This window comes from Campylobacter jejuni (genome assembly GCF_049221745.1).
In the GTDB taxonomy this organism is placed as follows: domain Bacteria; phylum Campylobacterota; class Campylobacteria; order Campylobacterales; family Campylobacteraceae; genus Campylobacter_D; species Campylobacter_D jejuni_E.
In genome coordinates, this window is record NZ_JBMJAO010000002.1 from 41,188 (window position 1) to 58,169 (window position 16,982).

The 16,982-nt window shown below is 30.9% G+C and carries 15 protein-coding genes and 1 pseudogene; 1 reads left to right on the plus strand and 15 read right to left on the minus strand.

Features of this window, described 5'->3' with window-relative positions; all coding sequences use genetic code 11:
* Positions 1 to 14: 14 nt before the first annotated feature.
* The 5 genes from ispG to ACOTU8_RS02810 form a co-directional block, all read right to left on the minus strand.
* Positions 15 to 1,088: a flavodoxin-dependent (E)-4-hydroxy-3-methylbut-2-enyl-diphosphate synthase gene (gene ispG / locus ACOTU8_RS02790; RefSeq protein ID WP_422341703.1), complete on the minus strand. Its 1,074-nt coding sequence runs from the start codon at positions 1,086 to 1,088 to the stop codon at positions 15 to 17.
* A gap of 65 nt (positions 1,089 to 1,153) precedes the next feature.
* Positions 1,154 to 3,007: a primosomal protein N' gene (gene priA / locus ACOTU8_RS02795; protein WP_422341704.1), complete on the minus strand. Its 1,854-nt coding sequence runs from the start codon at positions 3,005 to 3,007 to the stop codon at positions 1,154 to 1,156.
* Positions 2,989 to 3,426, minus strand: a complete 438-nt coding sequence (locus ACOTU8_RS02800) for a prepilin-type N-terminal cleavage/methylation domain-containing protein (RefSeq protein ID WP_422341705.1) — start codon at positions 3,424 to 3,426, stop codon at positions 2,989 to 2,991. Before ACOTU8_RS02800 ends, priA begins: the two co-directional genes overlap by 19 nt.
* On the minus strand, positions 3,423 to 3,665 hold the full coding sequence (locus ACOTU8_RS02805; RefSeq protein ID WP_002854947.1) for a hypothetical protein: 243 nt from the start codon (positions 3,663 to 3,665) through the stop codon (positions 3,423 to 3,425). Before ACOTU8_RS02805 ends, ACOTU8_RS02800 begins: the two co-directional genes overlap by 4 nt.
* The gene (locus tag ACOTU8_RS02810) at positions 3,655 to 3,885 is read right to left on the minus strand and encodes a hypothetical protein (RefSeq protein WP_002852327.1); all 231 of its coding nucleotides are present in this window, start codon (positions 3,883 to 3,885) and stop codon (positions 3,655 to 3,657) included. Before ACOTU8_RS02810 ends, ACOTU8_RS02805 begins: the two co-directional genes overlap by 11 nt.
* Positions 3,886 to 4,038: 153 nt before the next feature.
* Here ACOTU8_RS02810 and uvrB point away from each other — a divergent pair, with 153 nt between their 5' ends.
* Complete coding sequence (gene uvrB / locus ACOTU8_RS02815) at positions 4,039 to 6,012, plus strand: excinuclease ABC subunit UvrB (protein ID WP_422341706.1); 1,974 nt, start codon at positions 4,039 to 4,041, stop codon at positions 6,010 to 6,012.
* On the opposite strand, the gene kdpD is transcribed toward uvrB, so the two are convergent.
* From kdpD to ACOTU8_RS02865, 10 genes and pseudogenes are all read right to left on the minus strand, one after another.
* Positions 6,007 to 7,938, minus strand: a complete 1,932-nt coding sequence (gene kdpD, locus ACOTU8_RS02820) for a DUF4118 domain-containing protein (protein WP_422341707.1) — start codon at positions 7,936 to 7,938, stop codon at positions 6,007 to 6,009. The genes uvrB and kdpD overlap by 6 nt on opposite strands.
* 2 nt (positions 7,939 to 7,940) lie before the next feature.
* Positions 7,941 to 8,549, minus strand: a complete 609-nt coding sequence (kdpC, locus tag ACOTU8_RS02825) for a potassium-transporting ATPase subunit KdpC (RefSeq protein ID WP_422341708.1) — start codon at positions 8,547 to 8,549, stop codon at positions 7,941 to 7,943.
* A gap of 1 nt (position 8,550) precedes the next feature.
* On the minus strand, positions 8,551 to 10,596 hold the full coding sequence (kdpB, locus tag ACOTU8_RS02830) for a potassium-transporting ATPase subunit KdpB (RefSeq protein ID WP_422341709.1): 2,046 nt from the start codon (positions 10,594 to 10,596) through the stop codon (positions 8,551 to 8,553).
* 9 nt (positions 10,597 to 10,605) lie between these two features.
* Positions 10,606 to 12,297, minus strand: coding sequence for a potassium-transporting ATPase subunit KdpA (gene kdpA / locus ACOTU8_RS02835; RefSeq protein WP_422341710.1), 1,692 nt, complete (start codon positions 12,295 to 12,297; stop codon positions 10,606 to 10,608).
* Between the two features lie 9 nt (positions 12,298 to 12,306).
* A pseudogene (gene kdpF / locus ACOTU8_RS02840) lies at positions 12,307 to 12,494 on the minus strand (K(+)-transporting ATPase subunit F).
* A gap of 141 nt (positions 12,495 to 12,635) precedes the next feature.
* On the minus strand, positions 12,636 to 14,060 hold the full coding sequence (dcuB, locus tag ACOTU8_RS02845; RefSeq protein WP_422341711.1) for an anaerobic C4-dicarboxylate transporter: 1,425 nt from the start codon (positions 14,058 to 14,060) through the stop codon (positions 12,636 to 12,638).
* 163 nt (positions 14,061 to 14,223) lie between these two features.
* Entirely contained in the window at positions 14,224 to 15,474 is a 1,251-nt protein-coding gene (gene rpoN / locus ACOTU8_RS02850) for an RNA polymerase factor sigma-54 (protein WP_422341712.1), read from the minus strand.
* Positions 15,474 to 16,202 carry an LPS export ABC transporter ATP-binding protein gene (lptB, locus tag ACOTU8_RS02855; protein ID WP_002855252.1) on the minus strand — a complete coding sequence of 243 codons (729 nt, stop codon included), beginning with the start codon at positions 16,200 to 16,202 and terminating at the stop codon, positions 15,474 to 15,476. The genes rpoN and lptB overlap by 1 nt, the downstream gene beginning before the upstream one ends.
* Positions 16,195 to 16,602: a tRNA (adenosine(37)-N6)-threonylcarbamoyltransferase complex ATPase subunit type 1 TsaE gene (gene tsaE, locus ACOTU8_RS02860; protein ID WP_422341713.1), complete on the minus strand. Its 408-nt coding sequence runs from the start codon at positions 16,600 to 16,602 to the stop codon at positions 16,195 to 16,197. The genes lptB and tsaE overlap by 8 nt, the downstream gene beginning before the upstream one ends.
* A complete protein-coding gene (locus ACOTU8_RS02865; RefSeq protein ID WP_422341807.1) occupies positions 16,599 to 16,844 on the minus strand; it encodes an RNA-binding S4 domain-containing protein in 246 nt (81 codons plus the stop codon). Before ACOTU8_RS02865 ends, tsaE begins: the two co-directional genes overlap by 4 nt.
* Positions 16,845 to 16,982 lie beyond the last annotated feature (138 nt).

Genomic DNA, 16,982 nt, shown 5'->3' on the forward strand with positions numbered 1-16,982 from the left:
TTGCTTTTTAATTTTTATTCTTTTGTAGACCTACTTTTAACCTCATCTTCAACTTCAACTAAAAATCTATCTACAAGCTCATTTTCTTTAAGTTTAGCTACAACTTGACCATGTCTTATAACAAGCCCTTGATTTTTTCCAAAAGCTATGGCTACATCAGCACCTTTAGCTTCACCTAAAGCATTTACAACACAACCCATCACGCTAATATTTAAAGGTTCTTTTATATGTTTAGTTTTTTCTTCTACAATTTTAATTGCACTTAATAAATCGCTTTGAATTCTTCCACAAGTTGGACATGAAATGATATTTACTCCACTCTTTTGCACCCCACTATCCTGTAAAATCGCCCTTGCTACGCGAATTTCTTCTTCAAGCTCACCCGTCATAGAAACACGCATAGTATCACCTATACCCTTAAGAAGTAAATTTCCTAAAGCTATAGAACTTTTTATAGTGCTATGAAATTTAGTCCCTGCTTCAGTTACACCCAAGTGAAAAGGATAATCACAAAGCGGTCTTAATCTCTCATAAGCTTGTATAGTTTTTTGGGAATCTGAAGTTTTCATGGAAATTTTAATATCAAAAAAGTCTAAATCCTCTAAAAGCTTGATATTATACATCGCACTTTCTAGCATAGCATCAATACCATAGCCAAATTTATCACTAAATTGTTTTTCTATAGAACCATGATTTACGCCAATTCGTATAGGAATATTACGTTCTTTACATGCTTTTACTACTTCTTTAATGTTTTCTTTAGAACCTATATTGCCAGGATTTATACGCACTCCATCAATAAATTCAGCACAATATACAGCCAAATTATGATTAAAATGAATATCTACAATCAAAGGCAAAGGACTTTTATTTTTAATCTCTTTTAAAGCCCTTGCATCAGCCATATCTAAACACGCCAAACGCACTATATTTGCCCCTGCAAAATAAAGACGGTTAATTTGCTCTAAAGAACCTTCTATATCTCTTGTTTTGGTAAAAAGCATAGATTGAACTGAAATAGGTGCATCACCACCTATTAAAACATTTCCTACTTTGATTTGTCTAGTTTTGAATCTTTTATACTCCATAACTTCACTCTTTGAAAAATTTTAATATCAAATTTTAACTTTTTATTGCTTTGTTTTTTATAATTTCACATAAAATCAATAGGATCAATATCCGCACTTGCATTTTTAAATTGCAAAATATAATTTTCAATTGCCACTAAAGCTTTATAATTTTCACTTCTAAGCAACAAATAAAAACGATATTTTCCATGCAGCATTTCAACTCCGCAAATTCCATAGCCTACCAATTCTACCTGTTTGATATTTTTAAATTGATAGGCAAATTTTTCGCAGAGTTTTTGTGCATTATATTGATTTTTATCTTCTATAAGAATTCTTAAAAGGCGTTTAAATGGGGGATAAAGATCTTTTCTATTTTCTAACTCATCTTTTAAAAAAGCATCATAATCCTCTATATACCTTTCAAAAAAAGCTCTATTTTTTGTTTGCAAAAGCACTCTTGCTTCACCTTTACGCCCCGCCCTACCTGCAACTTGCATAGCCAAAGCTAAAGTTTCTTCACTTGCTCTAAAACTAGGACGCAACAAATACTCATCAAGTCCTAAAATCACACTCAAATCCACACTATGATAATCATGCCCCTTAGCAAGCATAGAGGTGCCAATAAGTATATCGATCTTATTTTCATTAAAGTCTTTTAAAATAGTATTAAGCTTTTTAACGCTTGTGATTTCATCGCTATCAAATTTTGCTATTTTTGCCAAAGGCAAAGCATTTTGCAAAAGCTCTAAAAGTTCAGCAGTCCCCATTTTTCTAGCCTCTAGCATTTCACCTTTACAACTTGGACAATTTTGCTCTATCAAAGAAGTATAATTACAATAATGACACTTTAAAATATTTTTCTTTTTATGCATACTCATAGCAATAGAACAAAAAGGGCATTTAATCGTTTCTCCACAGTCTTTACAAATGATTTGTCTAAAATTAGCCCTTGTGGGTAAAAATACTATAGCTTGTTTTTGATGTTTTAAACTTTTTTCTAATTCGCTTAAAAGCATAGGTGTTATACCAAGCTCATTTTCATCATATAAAAAATGTTTTTTACTCTCAAAAAAAGTTCCTTTAAGTCTAAAACTTTTTTGCTTATAAAAACTTGTTAAAGACGGAGTTGCAGAACCTAAAACTACTTTGATTTTATTTTTTTGCCCCAAAAAAAGTGCCAAATCTCTTGCATTGATAAAAGGCTGATTAGAAGCCTTATAAGAATTATCATGTTCTTCATCCACCACAATAAGTCCTAAATTTCTAAAAGGCAAAAACAAAGCCGATCTTGCACCCGCTGCTAAAAGCACCTCTCCTTTACAAAAACGCTCTAAACATTCTTGCTTTTTTTTCTTTGAAATTTTAGAATGCCACAGGAAAAAATTATCCTTAAAATACACTTCTAAACGCTTTTGCATTTGTGGAGTGAGTGCAATTTCTGGCATCAAAAGTAAAGCTTGCTTACCCTGTTCTAAACACTCTTTTATCAAAGAAATATAAATTTCAGTCTTGCCACTACCTGTGTCAGCGAAAAGTAAGGAATTATTTTCTTTTTGAAGAAAACTTAAGGTATTTTGTTGCTGATTACTTAACTTAGGAGTATCTTTAAAAAACATTTTTTGACATTCATACTTAGGACTAGTTTCAAAAAAATCCAAAACAAAACCAAGTTTTGAAGCATAATAATAAACAATAAAATTTGCCAATTCAAATTGCAAAGGAGTTAGAAAATACTTTGTAATTTCTTTAATTTCTACGGTTTTAAAATCAGGTTTTTGACATTCTTTAAGCACGATGGCTTTAAGGTTTTTTTTAGTTTTTAAATCCACTAATACTTGTGTTAAAGGTTTGATTTTATCAAAACTATGAAAAGTTAAATTATCCAAATATAAACCACAAATTGCAAGTTCATAATATCTTATATCAGATCTTTGCATCTAGAACTTCCTATACACTTTAACAAACCTTCTTTAGAATCATAAATAAATTCAACCATCTCTTTGGCATTTAATGCAAATCTATAGTGATTTTTGCCTATTTTTATCCAAGATTTAAAATCAGAATAAATAGGTGTATCAAGCAAAGAATAATCACAATCATTTAAACAATAAAAGAGTTTTTCTTTGGCTTGATTGTTTTGTGCATTATCTAAAATTTCTGGAAAATTTAAATTTTTAAGTCTCATTTGACTACGCATTAAAGCAAGATCTGAGCTTAGCATTTCATAGTCCATTTTTAATTTTAAAATTTTAACCTCATCTTTTGTAGTATTGATAAAAGATAAAGACAAGCTTGATAAAATTCCCAAAATCAAAATCACAAAAACAAGCTCAAGCAGAGTAAAAGCTTTATTCATTTTGTCGGGAGTTCTTCATTGATTGCTTTTATTAGTTTCTTAAGTTCTCTTTCTAAAATATAATTTTCATAACTTTTTTTAACAAACGCATCTACAAAGCGTTTAAGTTCTATTTTTTTAGTACCGCCAGAAATCAAAGCGATATCATCTTCTAAAAAATTTGCAAATTCTTCACTGCACTTAACAATGAAATCTTTCGCATTAACATTAACAATGACTTGTTTTAGATTATCTGCCAAGAACAGCCTCTATTTTCTTATAAATATCTTCGCTTTCTATATTACGAGATTTAAGTTCTTCTTCTAAACGCATGATTTGATTACTTTTTGCTTCATTTTGTGCTTTAACGCTTACAAGCTCATTTCTTAAAGCTTCATTAGCTTCACAAACTTCATTATATTTTTCAATTAATTCATTTACTTTATCTGTCATAGTATTGATTATTTTTTCATCAAACATATTTTTGCCTTCTTAAGAAATTTGTAATTTATAGAAAATATTATTTGATATTGTAGCAGAAAAAAATTTAAATTTAGGTTTTTATTGTCAATTAATTTTTAATTAAAGCATTTTCTTTTAAAATTTTTTCAAAAATAAAAATAAAGTGGAAAAATGTTAGAACTTACCAGCGAATTTAAACCCAGCCCTGATCAACAAGAAGCCATAAAAGGCATAGTAAAAAGTATAAAAAAAGGCAACAAATATCAAACCTTACTAGGCGTTACAGGAAGTGGAAAAACCTTTACCATGGCAAATGTGATTAAAGAATTAAATATGCCAACCCTTATCATGAGTCACAACAAAAGTCTTTGTGCTCAACTTTATAGCGAATTTAAAGGCTTTTTTTCTAAAAATCATGTGGAATATTTTATATCTTATTATGATTATTATCAACCTGAAGCCTATATCCCACGCACTGATGTTTTCATAGAAAAAGACAGCTCTACTAATGAAGACTTAGAACGTTTAAGACTGAGCGCTACTGCTTCTCTTTTAAGTTATGAAGATGTAGTTTGTATAGCTAGTGTTTCAGCAAACTATGGACTTGGAAATCCAAATGAATACATAGGTATGGTTTTAATCTTTGAACTAGGTATGCAAATTTCACAAAAAGAACTTTTAAAAAAACTTGTAGATATGGGCTATAAAAGAAATGATAATTTTTTTGATCGTGCGGATTTTAGAGTTCAAGGAGATATTATAGACATTTATCCAGCTTATTATGAAGATGAAGTAATAAGACTTGAATTTTTTGGGGATGAGCTTGATGCTATGTATCATTACAATGTTTTAGAAAATAAAAAAGGTAAAGATTTAAAACGTTTCATACTCTATCCTACAAGCCAGTTTAGCGTTGGCGAAACAAGATTAAAACAAGCCATCAAAGACATAAAAATAGAACTTAACGAACGCCTTGCTTATTTTGAACATGAAAATAAACTAGTAGAGCATCAACGCCTTAAACAACGGGTTGAATTTGATCTTGAGATGCTTACAAGCACAGGAATGTGTAAAGGCGTTGAAAACTATGCAAGACATTTAACAGGACTTAAAGAAGGTGATACTCCTTATACGCTTTTTGATTATTTTGCGATTAAAGATAGAAAATTTCTTGTTATAGTCGATGAAAGCCATGTATCTTTACCACAATTTAGAGGTATGTTTGCAGGAGATAGAAGCAGAAAACAAACCTTGGTTGATTATGGTTTTCGTTTGCCTTCAGCCTTGGATAATCGTCCTTTAATGTTTGATGAATTTATCCATAAAAATTGTCAATTTCTTTTTGTTTCAGCCACACCTGCACCTTTGGAACTTGAACTTAGCAAAGAAAATATCTTTCATCAAATCATGCGTCCTACAGGACTACTTGATCCTTTGATAGAATTAAAAGATAGTGATAACCAGGTTGAAATTTTATTTGATGAAGCTAAAAAAGTCATACAAAGAAACGAACGAGTTTTAGTAACTGTATTGACTAAAAAACTCGCTGAAGAACTTACAAGGTATTATTTAGAACTTGGTATAAAAGTCAAATACATGCACTCAGACATCGATGCTATAGAACGCAATGAAATCATAAGAGGTTTAAGAAGCGGTGCTTTTGATATGCTAATTGGCATTAACTTACTTAGAGAAGGACTAGACCTACCTGAAGTTTCACTCATTGCCATTATGGATGCAGATAAGGAAGGCTTTTTAAGAAGTACGACAAGTTTAATCCAAACCATGGGAAGAGCAGCTAGAAATGTCAATGGTAAGGTTTTGCTTTTTTGCAAAAAGATTACGAAATCCATGCAAGAAGCTATGGATACCACCAATGAACGCCGCAAACTTCAAATGGCTTATAATAAAAAATACAATATCACGCCAACTTCAGTCAAACGCCATATTGAAGAGAGTTTAAAAAATGAAGAGGATTTAGGCGAAATTTATCGCAAAGGTAAAAAACTAGAAAAAATGCCTGCTAGTGAAAGAGCAAAACTTGTCAAAGGGTTAAGAAAACAAATGCTTGAAGCAGCTAAAGCACTTGAGTTTGAAAAAGCTGCCGCAATTAGAGATGAGATTAATAAATTAAGGGATTTATAATAAAAATATATCCCTTGTTCTAACCCCTGCCTCATTAAGTAAAGCACTTAAAATTTCATACTGAAAGTCTTGCAAGGGACGTTTTTCTTTTAAAACTATACCTATAACCCCTTTAGTTTTTTCCCCATCTTCTATGGGTAAATACATAGCATTAGCATTAGGCAGGGTATTTGTACAAACACCTGCTCTTTCTTTATTTGTTGCAACCCATTGAGCAATAGCAATCTCATCAGCACTAAAACAATTTTTTAACATTTGCTTATCATCGTTAAAAAACAACAAAGGTTTCGATAAAATATTGTTTTTATTTATAGGATAAATAATAATAGGTAAATTTAATAATTTTAAAGCTTGATTTCCAAGTTGCCCCCAAAGCTCTTGTTTGCTTTTTACTCTTGCTAACTTTTCACTATTTTCAAGTAAAATAGCTGTTCTATAAGCTCTTTTAGTGAGTTCTTTAGATTGCAATTTTAATCTTCTAGTAAAAACAGCTGTTAAAAATCCAACTATAAACATGGTTGTAAAAGTAATAATATTTCCACTATCATGAACTTTAAGACTAAAAATAGGTTCTAAAAAGAAAAAATTATAAATCAAAACACTTACCAAAGAAGAATAAAAGGCGAAAATTTTATTATCAGAAATAAAAGAAGAAGCAAAAACTGCTAAAATAAAAATCATAACTATATTACTTGGCTGAGTATTAAATTTATGAAATACAAAAGCTATAAAAGTTGCTAAAAGCAAAACTCCTGTAATTTTTAAAAAACCTAAAAAATCAAAACCTTTTTTACTTCGTATTCTTGGAGTAGAAATTTGATTTTCATTGACAAGATATAAATCAATATTGGGTGCTTTTTTAGCAACAGCTTCAAAAATCTCTTCTTTAAACTTTTTTTTATCTTTATTTTTACCTAAAACAATTTTCGAAACATTGCTAAGGCTTGAATACTCTGCAATTTGTCTTGCTATATCATCATCATATACACTAATGATTTCAGCATTAAAGCTTTTAGCTAGTTCTATATTTTCTTCTAAGGCTTTTTCTTCTTTAATATTAGGATTTTTTATATAAAGCGCACTCAATTTAGCATGAAAAGCTAAAGCAAGTCTTGCGGCTGCACGAATAACCTTTGCATTTGAAGCATTAATACAAACTAAAATATGCTCTCCAGTATGATAAGCTAAATCATCATTAATAAGCCTTTGTTCACTTGCTCTTAAATTTACCCTTGAGGCAAGTCTTCTTAGGGCAATCTCACGCAAAGCTATAAGTCTTTCTTGGCGAAAGAAATTTTCAAGCGCCAGTTTGGCTTGTTTTTCCTTATAAATTTTACCATCTTGCATTCTTTTTAAAAGCTTATTGGGTTCAATATCAACAAGTTCAACCTGATCAGCCTCATCAAAAATACGATCAGGAATACGCTCTTTAACTTCTATCTTACTGATATTAGCGACTAAATCATTTAAACTTTCTAAATGTTGTATATTTAAAGTAGTATAAACATCAATCCCTGCTTTTAGAAGTTCTTCTATATCTTGAAAACGCTTTTCATTACGCAAGCCTTTAGCATTAGTGTGTGCAAGCTCATCTACTAAAGCCAAAACAGGTTTTCTCTTAAGGGTAGCGTCTAAATCAAATTCTTTTAATACTATATTTTTATAAGGAATTTCAAGATTAGCTATACTTTCAAAACCTTGTGTTAAAGCCATTGTTTCAGGTCTATCGTGAGGCTCTATATAGCCTAAAACAACATCAACTCCATTATCCCTTAAAGTTCTGGCTTCACTTAACATAGCATAAGTTTTTCCAGAACCTGCAGCATAACCTAAGAAGATTTTTAATTTTGCAAGTTTGTTTTTTTCTTCTTCCTTAGCTTTAACCTCAAGTTTTTTAAGAATTTGTTCAGGACTTTGTCTTTGCATGTTTATTCTTTTTTCATGACTTTAGCAATAGCTATATTAACGGCTAAAACATTAACTTTTTCTTCTCCAAAAATTCCTAAAAATTTAGACTCAGTATTTTCTTGAATGATTTTTTCTAATTCTTCTTTAGTGATTTTTGAAGATTGACTTATCCTAGGAATTTGCACTAGGGCTGCTTGAAGACTGATATGAGGATCAAGACCTGATCCTGAAGCGCTTAATAAATCCAAAGGAATTTGTTCTTTTGTGATTTGCGGATTTTCATCTAAAAATTTTTGCAAATCTTTTTGCACACGCTCTTTTAAAGCGGGATTTGACATAGCATAATTAAATCCACCTGAACTTACACTGCTTTGATTTATATCACTTGTATTGTAATTTGACACAGATGCTCTTGAATGTAGAAAATAAGGCTTATTAAAATCTTGACCCAAAAGCTTTGAACCTACTGCTTTGCTTATATCCAAAGTCGGACGACCTTCTTTATCCACTAAACTTCCACTTGATTGATAAGGAAAAATAAATTTCGCAACTGTATTTAAAGCAAAAGGATAAATAAGAGTACACAATATTAGCATTACCACAAAAAAACTAAGCAAAGTTCTAAGCATATCACACTCCTAAAATTCTAAGTATCCAAGCTGTAGGAATATCAATTATTTTTATCCCTATAAAAGGTGCTATCATGCCACCTAAACCATAAATACTCAAATTTCTTAAAAGCAAATACTCACTTTTCATAGGCTTAAATTTAACTCCACGCATAGCAATAGGTATGAGCAAAGGTATAATAATGGCATTAAAAATAAGTGCTGATAAAATAGCACTTTGCGGGGTAGCCAAATGCATAATATTTAAAATTTGCATTTGAGGTAAAACCACACTAAACATAGCAGGTAAAATAGCAAAATACTTAGCAATATCATTTGCCATACTAAAAGTTGTAAGACTGCCTCTAGTGATAAGCAAAGCTTTTCCTATTTCGACTACTTCTAAAATTTTAGTAGGATTAGAATCAAGATCTATCATATTGGCTGCTTCTTTAGCCGCTTGAGTTCCTGAGTTCATAGCTATACCTACATCAGCTTGTGCAAGAGCTGGAGCATCATTGGTTCCATCTCCTGTCATGGCTACTATCTTACCTTGGGCTTGTTCTTTTTTAATGGCTTCTATTTTATCTTCAGGCTTGCATTCTGCTATAAATCCATCAAGCCCTGCTTCTTTGGCTATAGTAGCTGCTGTTAAAGGATTATCTCCGGTACACATTAAAGTTTTTATGCCCATTTTTCTAAGCTCATCAAAGCGCTCTTTAAGTCCTGGTTTTACCGTATCTTTTAGATAAATCACTCCTAAAATTTTTTCATTTTTACACACCACTAAAGGAGTACCGCCAAGATTTGAAATTTCCATTACCTTAGTTTCTAAATCGCTAGGAATTTTTCCATTCATTTCGCTTATATAAGCTCTTATAGCATCAAAAGCACCTTTGCGAATTTTTGTATTATCTTGCAAATCCACACCGCTCATTCTATTTTGAGCGCTAAATTCGATAAATTCTTTAATATCATTATCTTCTAATTCATAACTCATTTTTTGAGCCAATGCAACTATGCTTTTACCCTCTGGAGTTTCATCTTTTAAAGAGGATAAAACACAAGCTTTAATCATTTCTTCTTTGCTTATGCCTTGAGCTTCATAAAATTCATTTGCCAAACGGTTTCCAAAAGTAATGGTTCCTGTTTTATCCAAAATCATGGTATCAACATCTCCACAACTTTCAACAGCCTTACCTGAAAGTGCGATCACATTAAAACGCGTTACCCTGTCCATACCTGCTATCCCTATAGCCGATAAAAGCCCCCCTATAGTTGTAGGAATAAGACATACAAGCAATGCTACTAACCACGAAATAGGCAAGCTCACGCCTAAAAATTGCATAAAAGGATATAAACTTACAACCACTACCAAAAAACTCAAACTAAGAACAATTAAAAGAGTATTAAGAGCAATTTCATTTGGAGTTTTTTGACGCGCAGCACCTTCTACAAGATTGATCATTTTATCTAAAAAACTTTCCCCAGCTCCAACTAAAATTTTAATCTTTAAAAAATCAGTTAAAACCGTAGTCCCACCTGTAACAGAAGAAAAATCACCGCCAGCTTCACGCATAACAGGAGCACTTTCACCTGTAATAGCTGATTCATCAACACTTGCAGTACCTTCTATAATTTCTCCATCATTAGGTATAAGTTCACCTGCTTTAACTAAAACTATATCACCTATTTTTAACTCACTAGAATTAAGCATTTCTTCACTGCCATCACTTTTTATGCGTCTAGCTTTAGAATCCTTTTTACTTTGTCTTAAAGTAGCTGCTTGGGCTTTACCTCTTCCTTCTGCAATACTTTCTGCAAAATTTGCAAAAAGCAAGGTTATAAATAAAATAAAAGTGATTAAGAAATTATAAATTCTTTCATCAGAATTTCCATTAAACAAAGTAGGAAAAATACTTAAAATCAAAGTAAGAATCAATCCAACTTCCACTATAAACATAACAGGATTCTTTACCATAAAGCGTGGATCAAATTTTAAAAATGCTCCTTTTATGGCATTATTTAAAATTTCTTTTGTAATGAGTTTATTTTGTTTTTTAGACATTGACTCTCCTTAATGCCATAAAGATAAATATTCTGCAACGCTTGATAAAGTAAGCACTGGAAAAAAAGTAAGTGCAGTAAAAATACATATAATACAAACAAGCACAAACATAAAAGTTAAATTATCCGTTTTTAAAGAATTTACAGTATTTTCTTGTGCATTTTTAGCCAAAAGCGATCCAGCTATAGCAAGCTGAGCTATTAAAACCAAATAACGCCCACAAAACATAGCAAAAGCTGTACTTAAATTCCAAAACAAGTTATCATCTTTTAAACCTTCAAGTCCTGAACCATTATTTGCTGCCGAAGAACTAAATTCATACAAAATTTGAGCCAAGCCATGAAAGCTAGGATTGCTTATGCTATCTTTTGCAAAAACAACAGCTAATGCACTTAAAACAAGGATTAATAAAGGATGGATAAGAATTACCAAAGCTATAAGCTTCATTTGCGAACTTTCTATTTTTTTACCCAAGAATTCTGGAGTTCTGCCTATCATTAATGCGCAAATAAACACGGTTAAAAGCACATAAATAATCATATTCATAAGCCCTACTCCTTCGCCGCCAAAAGCTACATTTAACATCATATTTAGCAAGGTAGCGCTGATGCTTAAAGGATTTAAACTATCGTGCATATTATTCACACTTCCTGTAGTAAAAGCAGTAGTTACAGTACTAAATAAACTCGAACCATCTGTGCCAAATCTTATTTCTTTACCTTCTAAATTTCCCAAATTTGCATTTAAACCCAAAGAATCCAAATTTGGATTTGACATTTTTTCACTAAAATAAATTAGAAGCAAAGAAATGATAAAAATAATCCCCATTGCACCAAAAATAACTCCCCCTTCTTTTCCCATAAGAGCAAAACCTTGTCTTTCTTTTCTATGATAAACCATCAATCCAAAAGCTACAACACAGGCACTAGGAATAAGCATCATGGATAAAATTTGTAAAAAATTTGTAAGTGAAGTAGGATTTTCAAAAGGCATGCTTGAATTAGCACCAAAAAAACCACCCCCATTTGTCCCTAAATGTTTTATAGACTCAAGAGCTGCAACAGGACCTGTGGCAATGCTTTGAAATTTATTTTCTAAAGTAAGCACGCTAAAATTTGCGTGATAGTTTTGCACCACGCCTTCAGAGATAAAAATTACAGCCAAAATAAAACTTAAAGGCAACATCAAACGCGTAATAATACGCGTAAAATCTTCATAAAAATTTCCCATTTGCATGCCACATAAAGCACGACAAAAAGCCATACAAACAGAATATCCACTTGCACTTGAAACAAACATAGCAAGCAAAATGCCTGTATTTTGTGAAAGCAAACTTAAAGCACTCTCTCCACTATAATGCTGAAGGTTTGTATTTGTAATAAAACTAATTACAGTATTTAAATTCAAATCCCCTTTCATAGAATTTATCGAATTGGGATTTAAAAAAAGTTTATCTTGAAAAGAAAAAATCATAAAGGAAAAAATAGCTACCAAAGCATTAAAAGCTATTAAATGTAAAGAATACTTTTGCCAAGTCATATTCTTTCTATCAATTGCACAAATTTTATAAATTAAGTTATCAATAGGATTAAAAATAAAATCAAAAATAGTTTTTTTACAGCTTGCAATTTTATAAAGATAATTTCCAAAAATTAAAGCCAATATAAAAGCTATAATCAGTGTTATTAAAATTTCTAGCATATTTTTCCTTTAAAATTTTTCAGGATATAATAGAGCATAAAATAAATAAAGAGCAAGTATTAAACTTAAAACTAGTAAAAATATCATCCGCGTGTCCTAGTTTGAATTTCACAAAAACGGATAAAAAACCATAAACTACCAAAAGCTAAGAGCAGAAGTAAAACAAAGATAACTTCCACAGGATAGTCCTTTCTCATTGATTCAAAATAGGATTTATTCTATCCTTGTTAAGCTTATATTTTGATTAATACTAATTTTATGATTTATTTATAATTTTTATCTATATTAAATAAAAAGACAAATGAAGAATTTAGCAGGAAAAATCCTGCTAAAAATTGTTAAAGATAACCTGCTGCCATAGCGATAAAATATCCTGCTATACAAGAAGTGATTACACCTATAAGACCTGGTAAAATAAAACTATGATTGATAACAAATTTACCAATGTGAGTAGTACCTGATCTATCAAATTGTATAGTAGCTAAATCACTTGGATAAGTTGGTAAAATATAATACCCATAACAAGCGGCCGCAAAGGCAACAATTATACCAGGTTCAACACCAATTCCTAAAGCCAAAGGAACAAAAGCCGAAATAGCTGCTGCTTGAGAGTTTACAAATTTTGAAATTAAAAGAAGCATTACAGCATAAGTCCAAGGATGCTCTTTTACTATATCTCCAAGCGCTGCTTTCATCATAGGAGTGTGAACTGCAAACATAGTATCAGCCATCCAAGAAATTCCAAAAACCGCAACAAGTGCTATCATACCTGATTTAAAAATTTCATTAGAGCCGATTTTCTTTGCATCTGTTTTAGTAAAGATGATGATCAAAGAACCTGCCAAAAGCATAAACATCTGAATAACTGAAACCATGGATAAAACATCCATTTTAGGATTACCTAAAGCATCTACTTGAGGAATGCCATTTTTTACAACTTGCCCCCAGTTTGGACGTAAGAAATCAAATACACCTAATAAAGCTACTAAAGCAATAGCTCCTAAGAAAATCCACATTGCAACCCAATTGCTTTTTGGAAGTTTAACACCTAAAAGTGTTTTAGAATCCCCATAAACATATTTTTTAAATTCAGGATCTTTAAGTTTTTCTTGAAATATTTCATCTTTCTCCAAATCTTTTCCTCTAAACCAAGAAAAAATTCCTATACACAATATACCAAATAATGTACTAGGTATGGTAATTTGAAGAAGATTAATATAACCATCAAAACCTGCTAATTTATGATTAGCATTTAAAAGCAAAGCAGTCAAACTCACAACAGCCACAGATACAGGAGATGCAATAATACCCATTTGTGATGATATAGATGCTGCTGCCATTGGACGCTCAGGACGAATACCATTTTTAATCGCTATATCATAAATAATAGGCATAATAGTATAAACCACATGTCCTGTTCCGCAAAGTATAGTCAAAAAGCAGGTTACAAAAGGTGCTAGTATTGTTAAAAACTTAGGATTGCGTCTTAAAATTCTTTCTGCTATTTGAAGCATGACATCTAAACCTCCACTTGCTTGCAAAGTTGCACTCGCAACCACTACCGCCAAAATCGTAAGCATAACATCTATAGCTGGTTTTCCAGGTTTAATATGAAAAGCAAATACAAGCATTAAAATACCTATACCACCAAGTAAACCGAGTGCTATGCCGCCTTTTTTTGCACCATAAAAAAGACAAATTAAAACGATAATGATTTGGATTGCAAATTGCCCTCCCTCACTAAGGCTTGTTAAAAAGTGCATTTTAACTCCTTTGAAAATTTGTATTTAAAAACAGTTATTATTGTATCACATTTTTAAATTAAAGAATAATATTTCTAAAAATAAAAACAATAATTTGTAAATTATTTAAATTAAATTTAAATATAAAACAAAAGTGTAATGGGTTTGACAGATTGATAGAATTTTATCCTTCAAGTTCATATAATTTTTTTCTATCTGTAGAACTTGCTATATTAAGATGTTTGCGATATTTTGTAATAGTTCTTCGTCCTATATCGACTTTAAATTCTTCTTTGATTAATTCTAAAATTTTACTATCGCTTAAAGGTTTATTGCGATCTTCATTCTTTACTAAATTTGCCACAAATTCTTTAACACCTACATTTGAAGTCTCTCCCTCTTCATCAAGAGCAAAAGCAAAAAAATCACGCAGAGGAATAAGTCCCCTTTCACAACTTAAATATTTATTTGCCACAGCTCTTGATATAGTTGAAGCATTGCGTTCTAAATCAAGTGCTAAATCTTTAAAAGTCATAGGTTTTATCTCTTTTCCCATGAAAAAATCATATTGATATTCTACTATCATAAGTCCTATTTTATAAAGAGTAGCTTTTCTCATCGCTAGAGCATCGACTAAATTTTTTGCTTCTTTGATATAATGACTTAAAAAATCATGCTCTAAACCATCAGTTTGGATTGAAATTTCAGGATAATAATCATCATTGATTTTTACTTTAATTTCACCATTTTCTTTATAAACAAAAATATCAGGAACAATTACACGAGAATCTTCAAAATATTCCAAAAAAGGAGGAGTGCTAAAGCGCTTAAGTACAGCTAATGCTTCTTTATACAAAGGCTCTTTGGTATAGTTTTGTATATTTTCAAAATCCATAATTAACATTCTACAAAATTCATCAATATCTTCATCTAATTCCATATTCTCAAGAGCAAATAAAAATGCTTCTTTATAATCTTTAGCTCCCACTCCTACAGGATCTAAAAATTTAAATCTTACTCTTACTCGCTCAATTTCTTCTAAGGAATACTCTTTTAAAAATTCTTCATCGTATTCAAAATATCCTTCCTCATTTAAGCATTCTATAATTTTTTTTGCAAGTTCTTGAGATTTGTTTGTAGGAAACAAAGGAGGAAGAATCTGTTCATTTAAAAGCTCATAAACACTTTTTTTGGCAAGTCCTTTACTATCCACAAAAGCCGAATTTACATTATGTTTATAAAATGAATCAAAATAATTCTTACCCTTATCATGAATTTGTATCAAATCTTGAACATTTAAGAAAGGATTATCCTCAGCAAATTTATCTAAATTTTCTTTTAAATCCTCTATGTTTGCTTGTAAAATCGGCAACCAAGAGCGTAAAGTTTGAGAAATTTTAGTCTTGGGTGCTTGGGTGATTTTTTGCTTTAACATCAATCAAGGAGTTTAAACTCCGCTCCTAAATAATACTTTTTCACGTCTTTATTGGTTGCAATTTCATCAGCATTCCCACTAGCAAGTAAAGAACCTGATCTTATAACATAAGCTCTATCGCAAATAGCCAAAGTCTCACGCACATTATGATCAGTAATTAAAACCCCAATCCCTAATCTTTTAAGCTCTTTAATTAAAGTTTGAATTTCAGCCACTGCTATAGGATCAACACCTGCAAAAGGCTCATCAAGAAGCAAAAACTTAGGTTCACACATCAAGCTTCTAGCGATCTCACAACGCCTTCTTTCACCTCCACTTAAACTTAAACCTTTCCTTAAACGAATAGGCTCTATACTTAAAAGTTCAAGCATTTGCTCAACTTTATCATGTAAAATTTTTTTATCTTTATAAAAAATCTGAGCCGCTAAAAGCAGATTATCTTCTACACTTAAATCCTTAAAAATACTACTTTCTTGAGGTAAATAACCTATCCCTGATCTAGCTCTTTTATTTAAAGGATCTTTTGTCACATCTAAACCATCTAAAAGAACTTTTCCACTACTTGGAGAAATAAGTCCACATATCATATAAAAAGTTGTCGTTTTTCCTGCACCATTTGGCCCTAAAAGTCCTACAACTTCTCCGCTATTAACCTCTAAAGAAATTCCATGTATAATCTTAGTTTTTTTAATAATTTTTTCCAAATTTACAATTTCTAATTTACTCATAAATTTCATACTTTCTTTTGTTATCTTTAATGCTAATTTTAATCTGGATAGTAGAAATTCCAAATTTCATTAAAGTTTTTTTCAAATTTTCACCGCCCCATTCAACCAAATGCAAACCTTTTTCAAAAAAATTTTCAAATAAACCATTTGCTAAAAGTCCTTCTAAACCTTCTTGATAAATATCATAATGATAAATGCAAATATCATGATTTCCATATTTTTGCATAGTGGAAAAAGTTGGAGAATCTACCCTTGCATCAAGACCAAGAAATTTAACCCAAGCTTGCACCAAGCTTGTTTTTCCGCTAGCCAAATCTCCTTGAAGTAAAACAACACCTTCTTTAGGCATTATTTGAAGCATCGTTTTGATCTCATCTTTTGCTAAAATAAATTCTTTCATAATTTTACCACATATTCATTTTGTGCGGTTTTAGGAATGCTTTTCGTACTAGGTAGAGCTAGTACTTTATATTTTTGAGTGTATTCAGTAAAATGTAAAGTGATAATATCGCCTACCTTAACCTCTTTACTCGCTTTAACAATAACACCATTAATCCCCACTACACCACTTTTACACATATCTTCAGAAATAGCTCTTCTTTTCGTGATATTAACTATATTTAAAAATTTATCTACTCTCATAAAAGCAATTTTAGCAAAAAAAATCAATTTTTGGAACAAAATTTGCTTACGCCTTTGCTTTATTTTTTAAGAAAATAGCAAGTAAAAACTTTTCTTTAATGAAATTTGGATACAATTTTATAATTTTCAAATCTATTT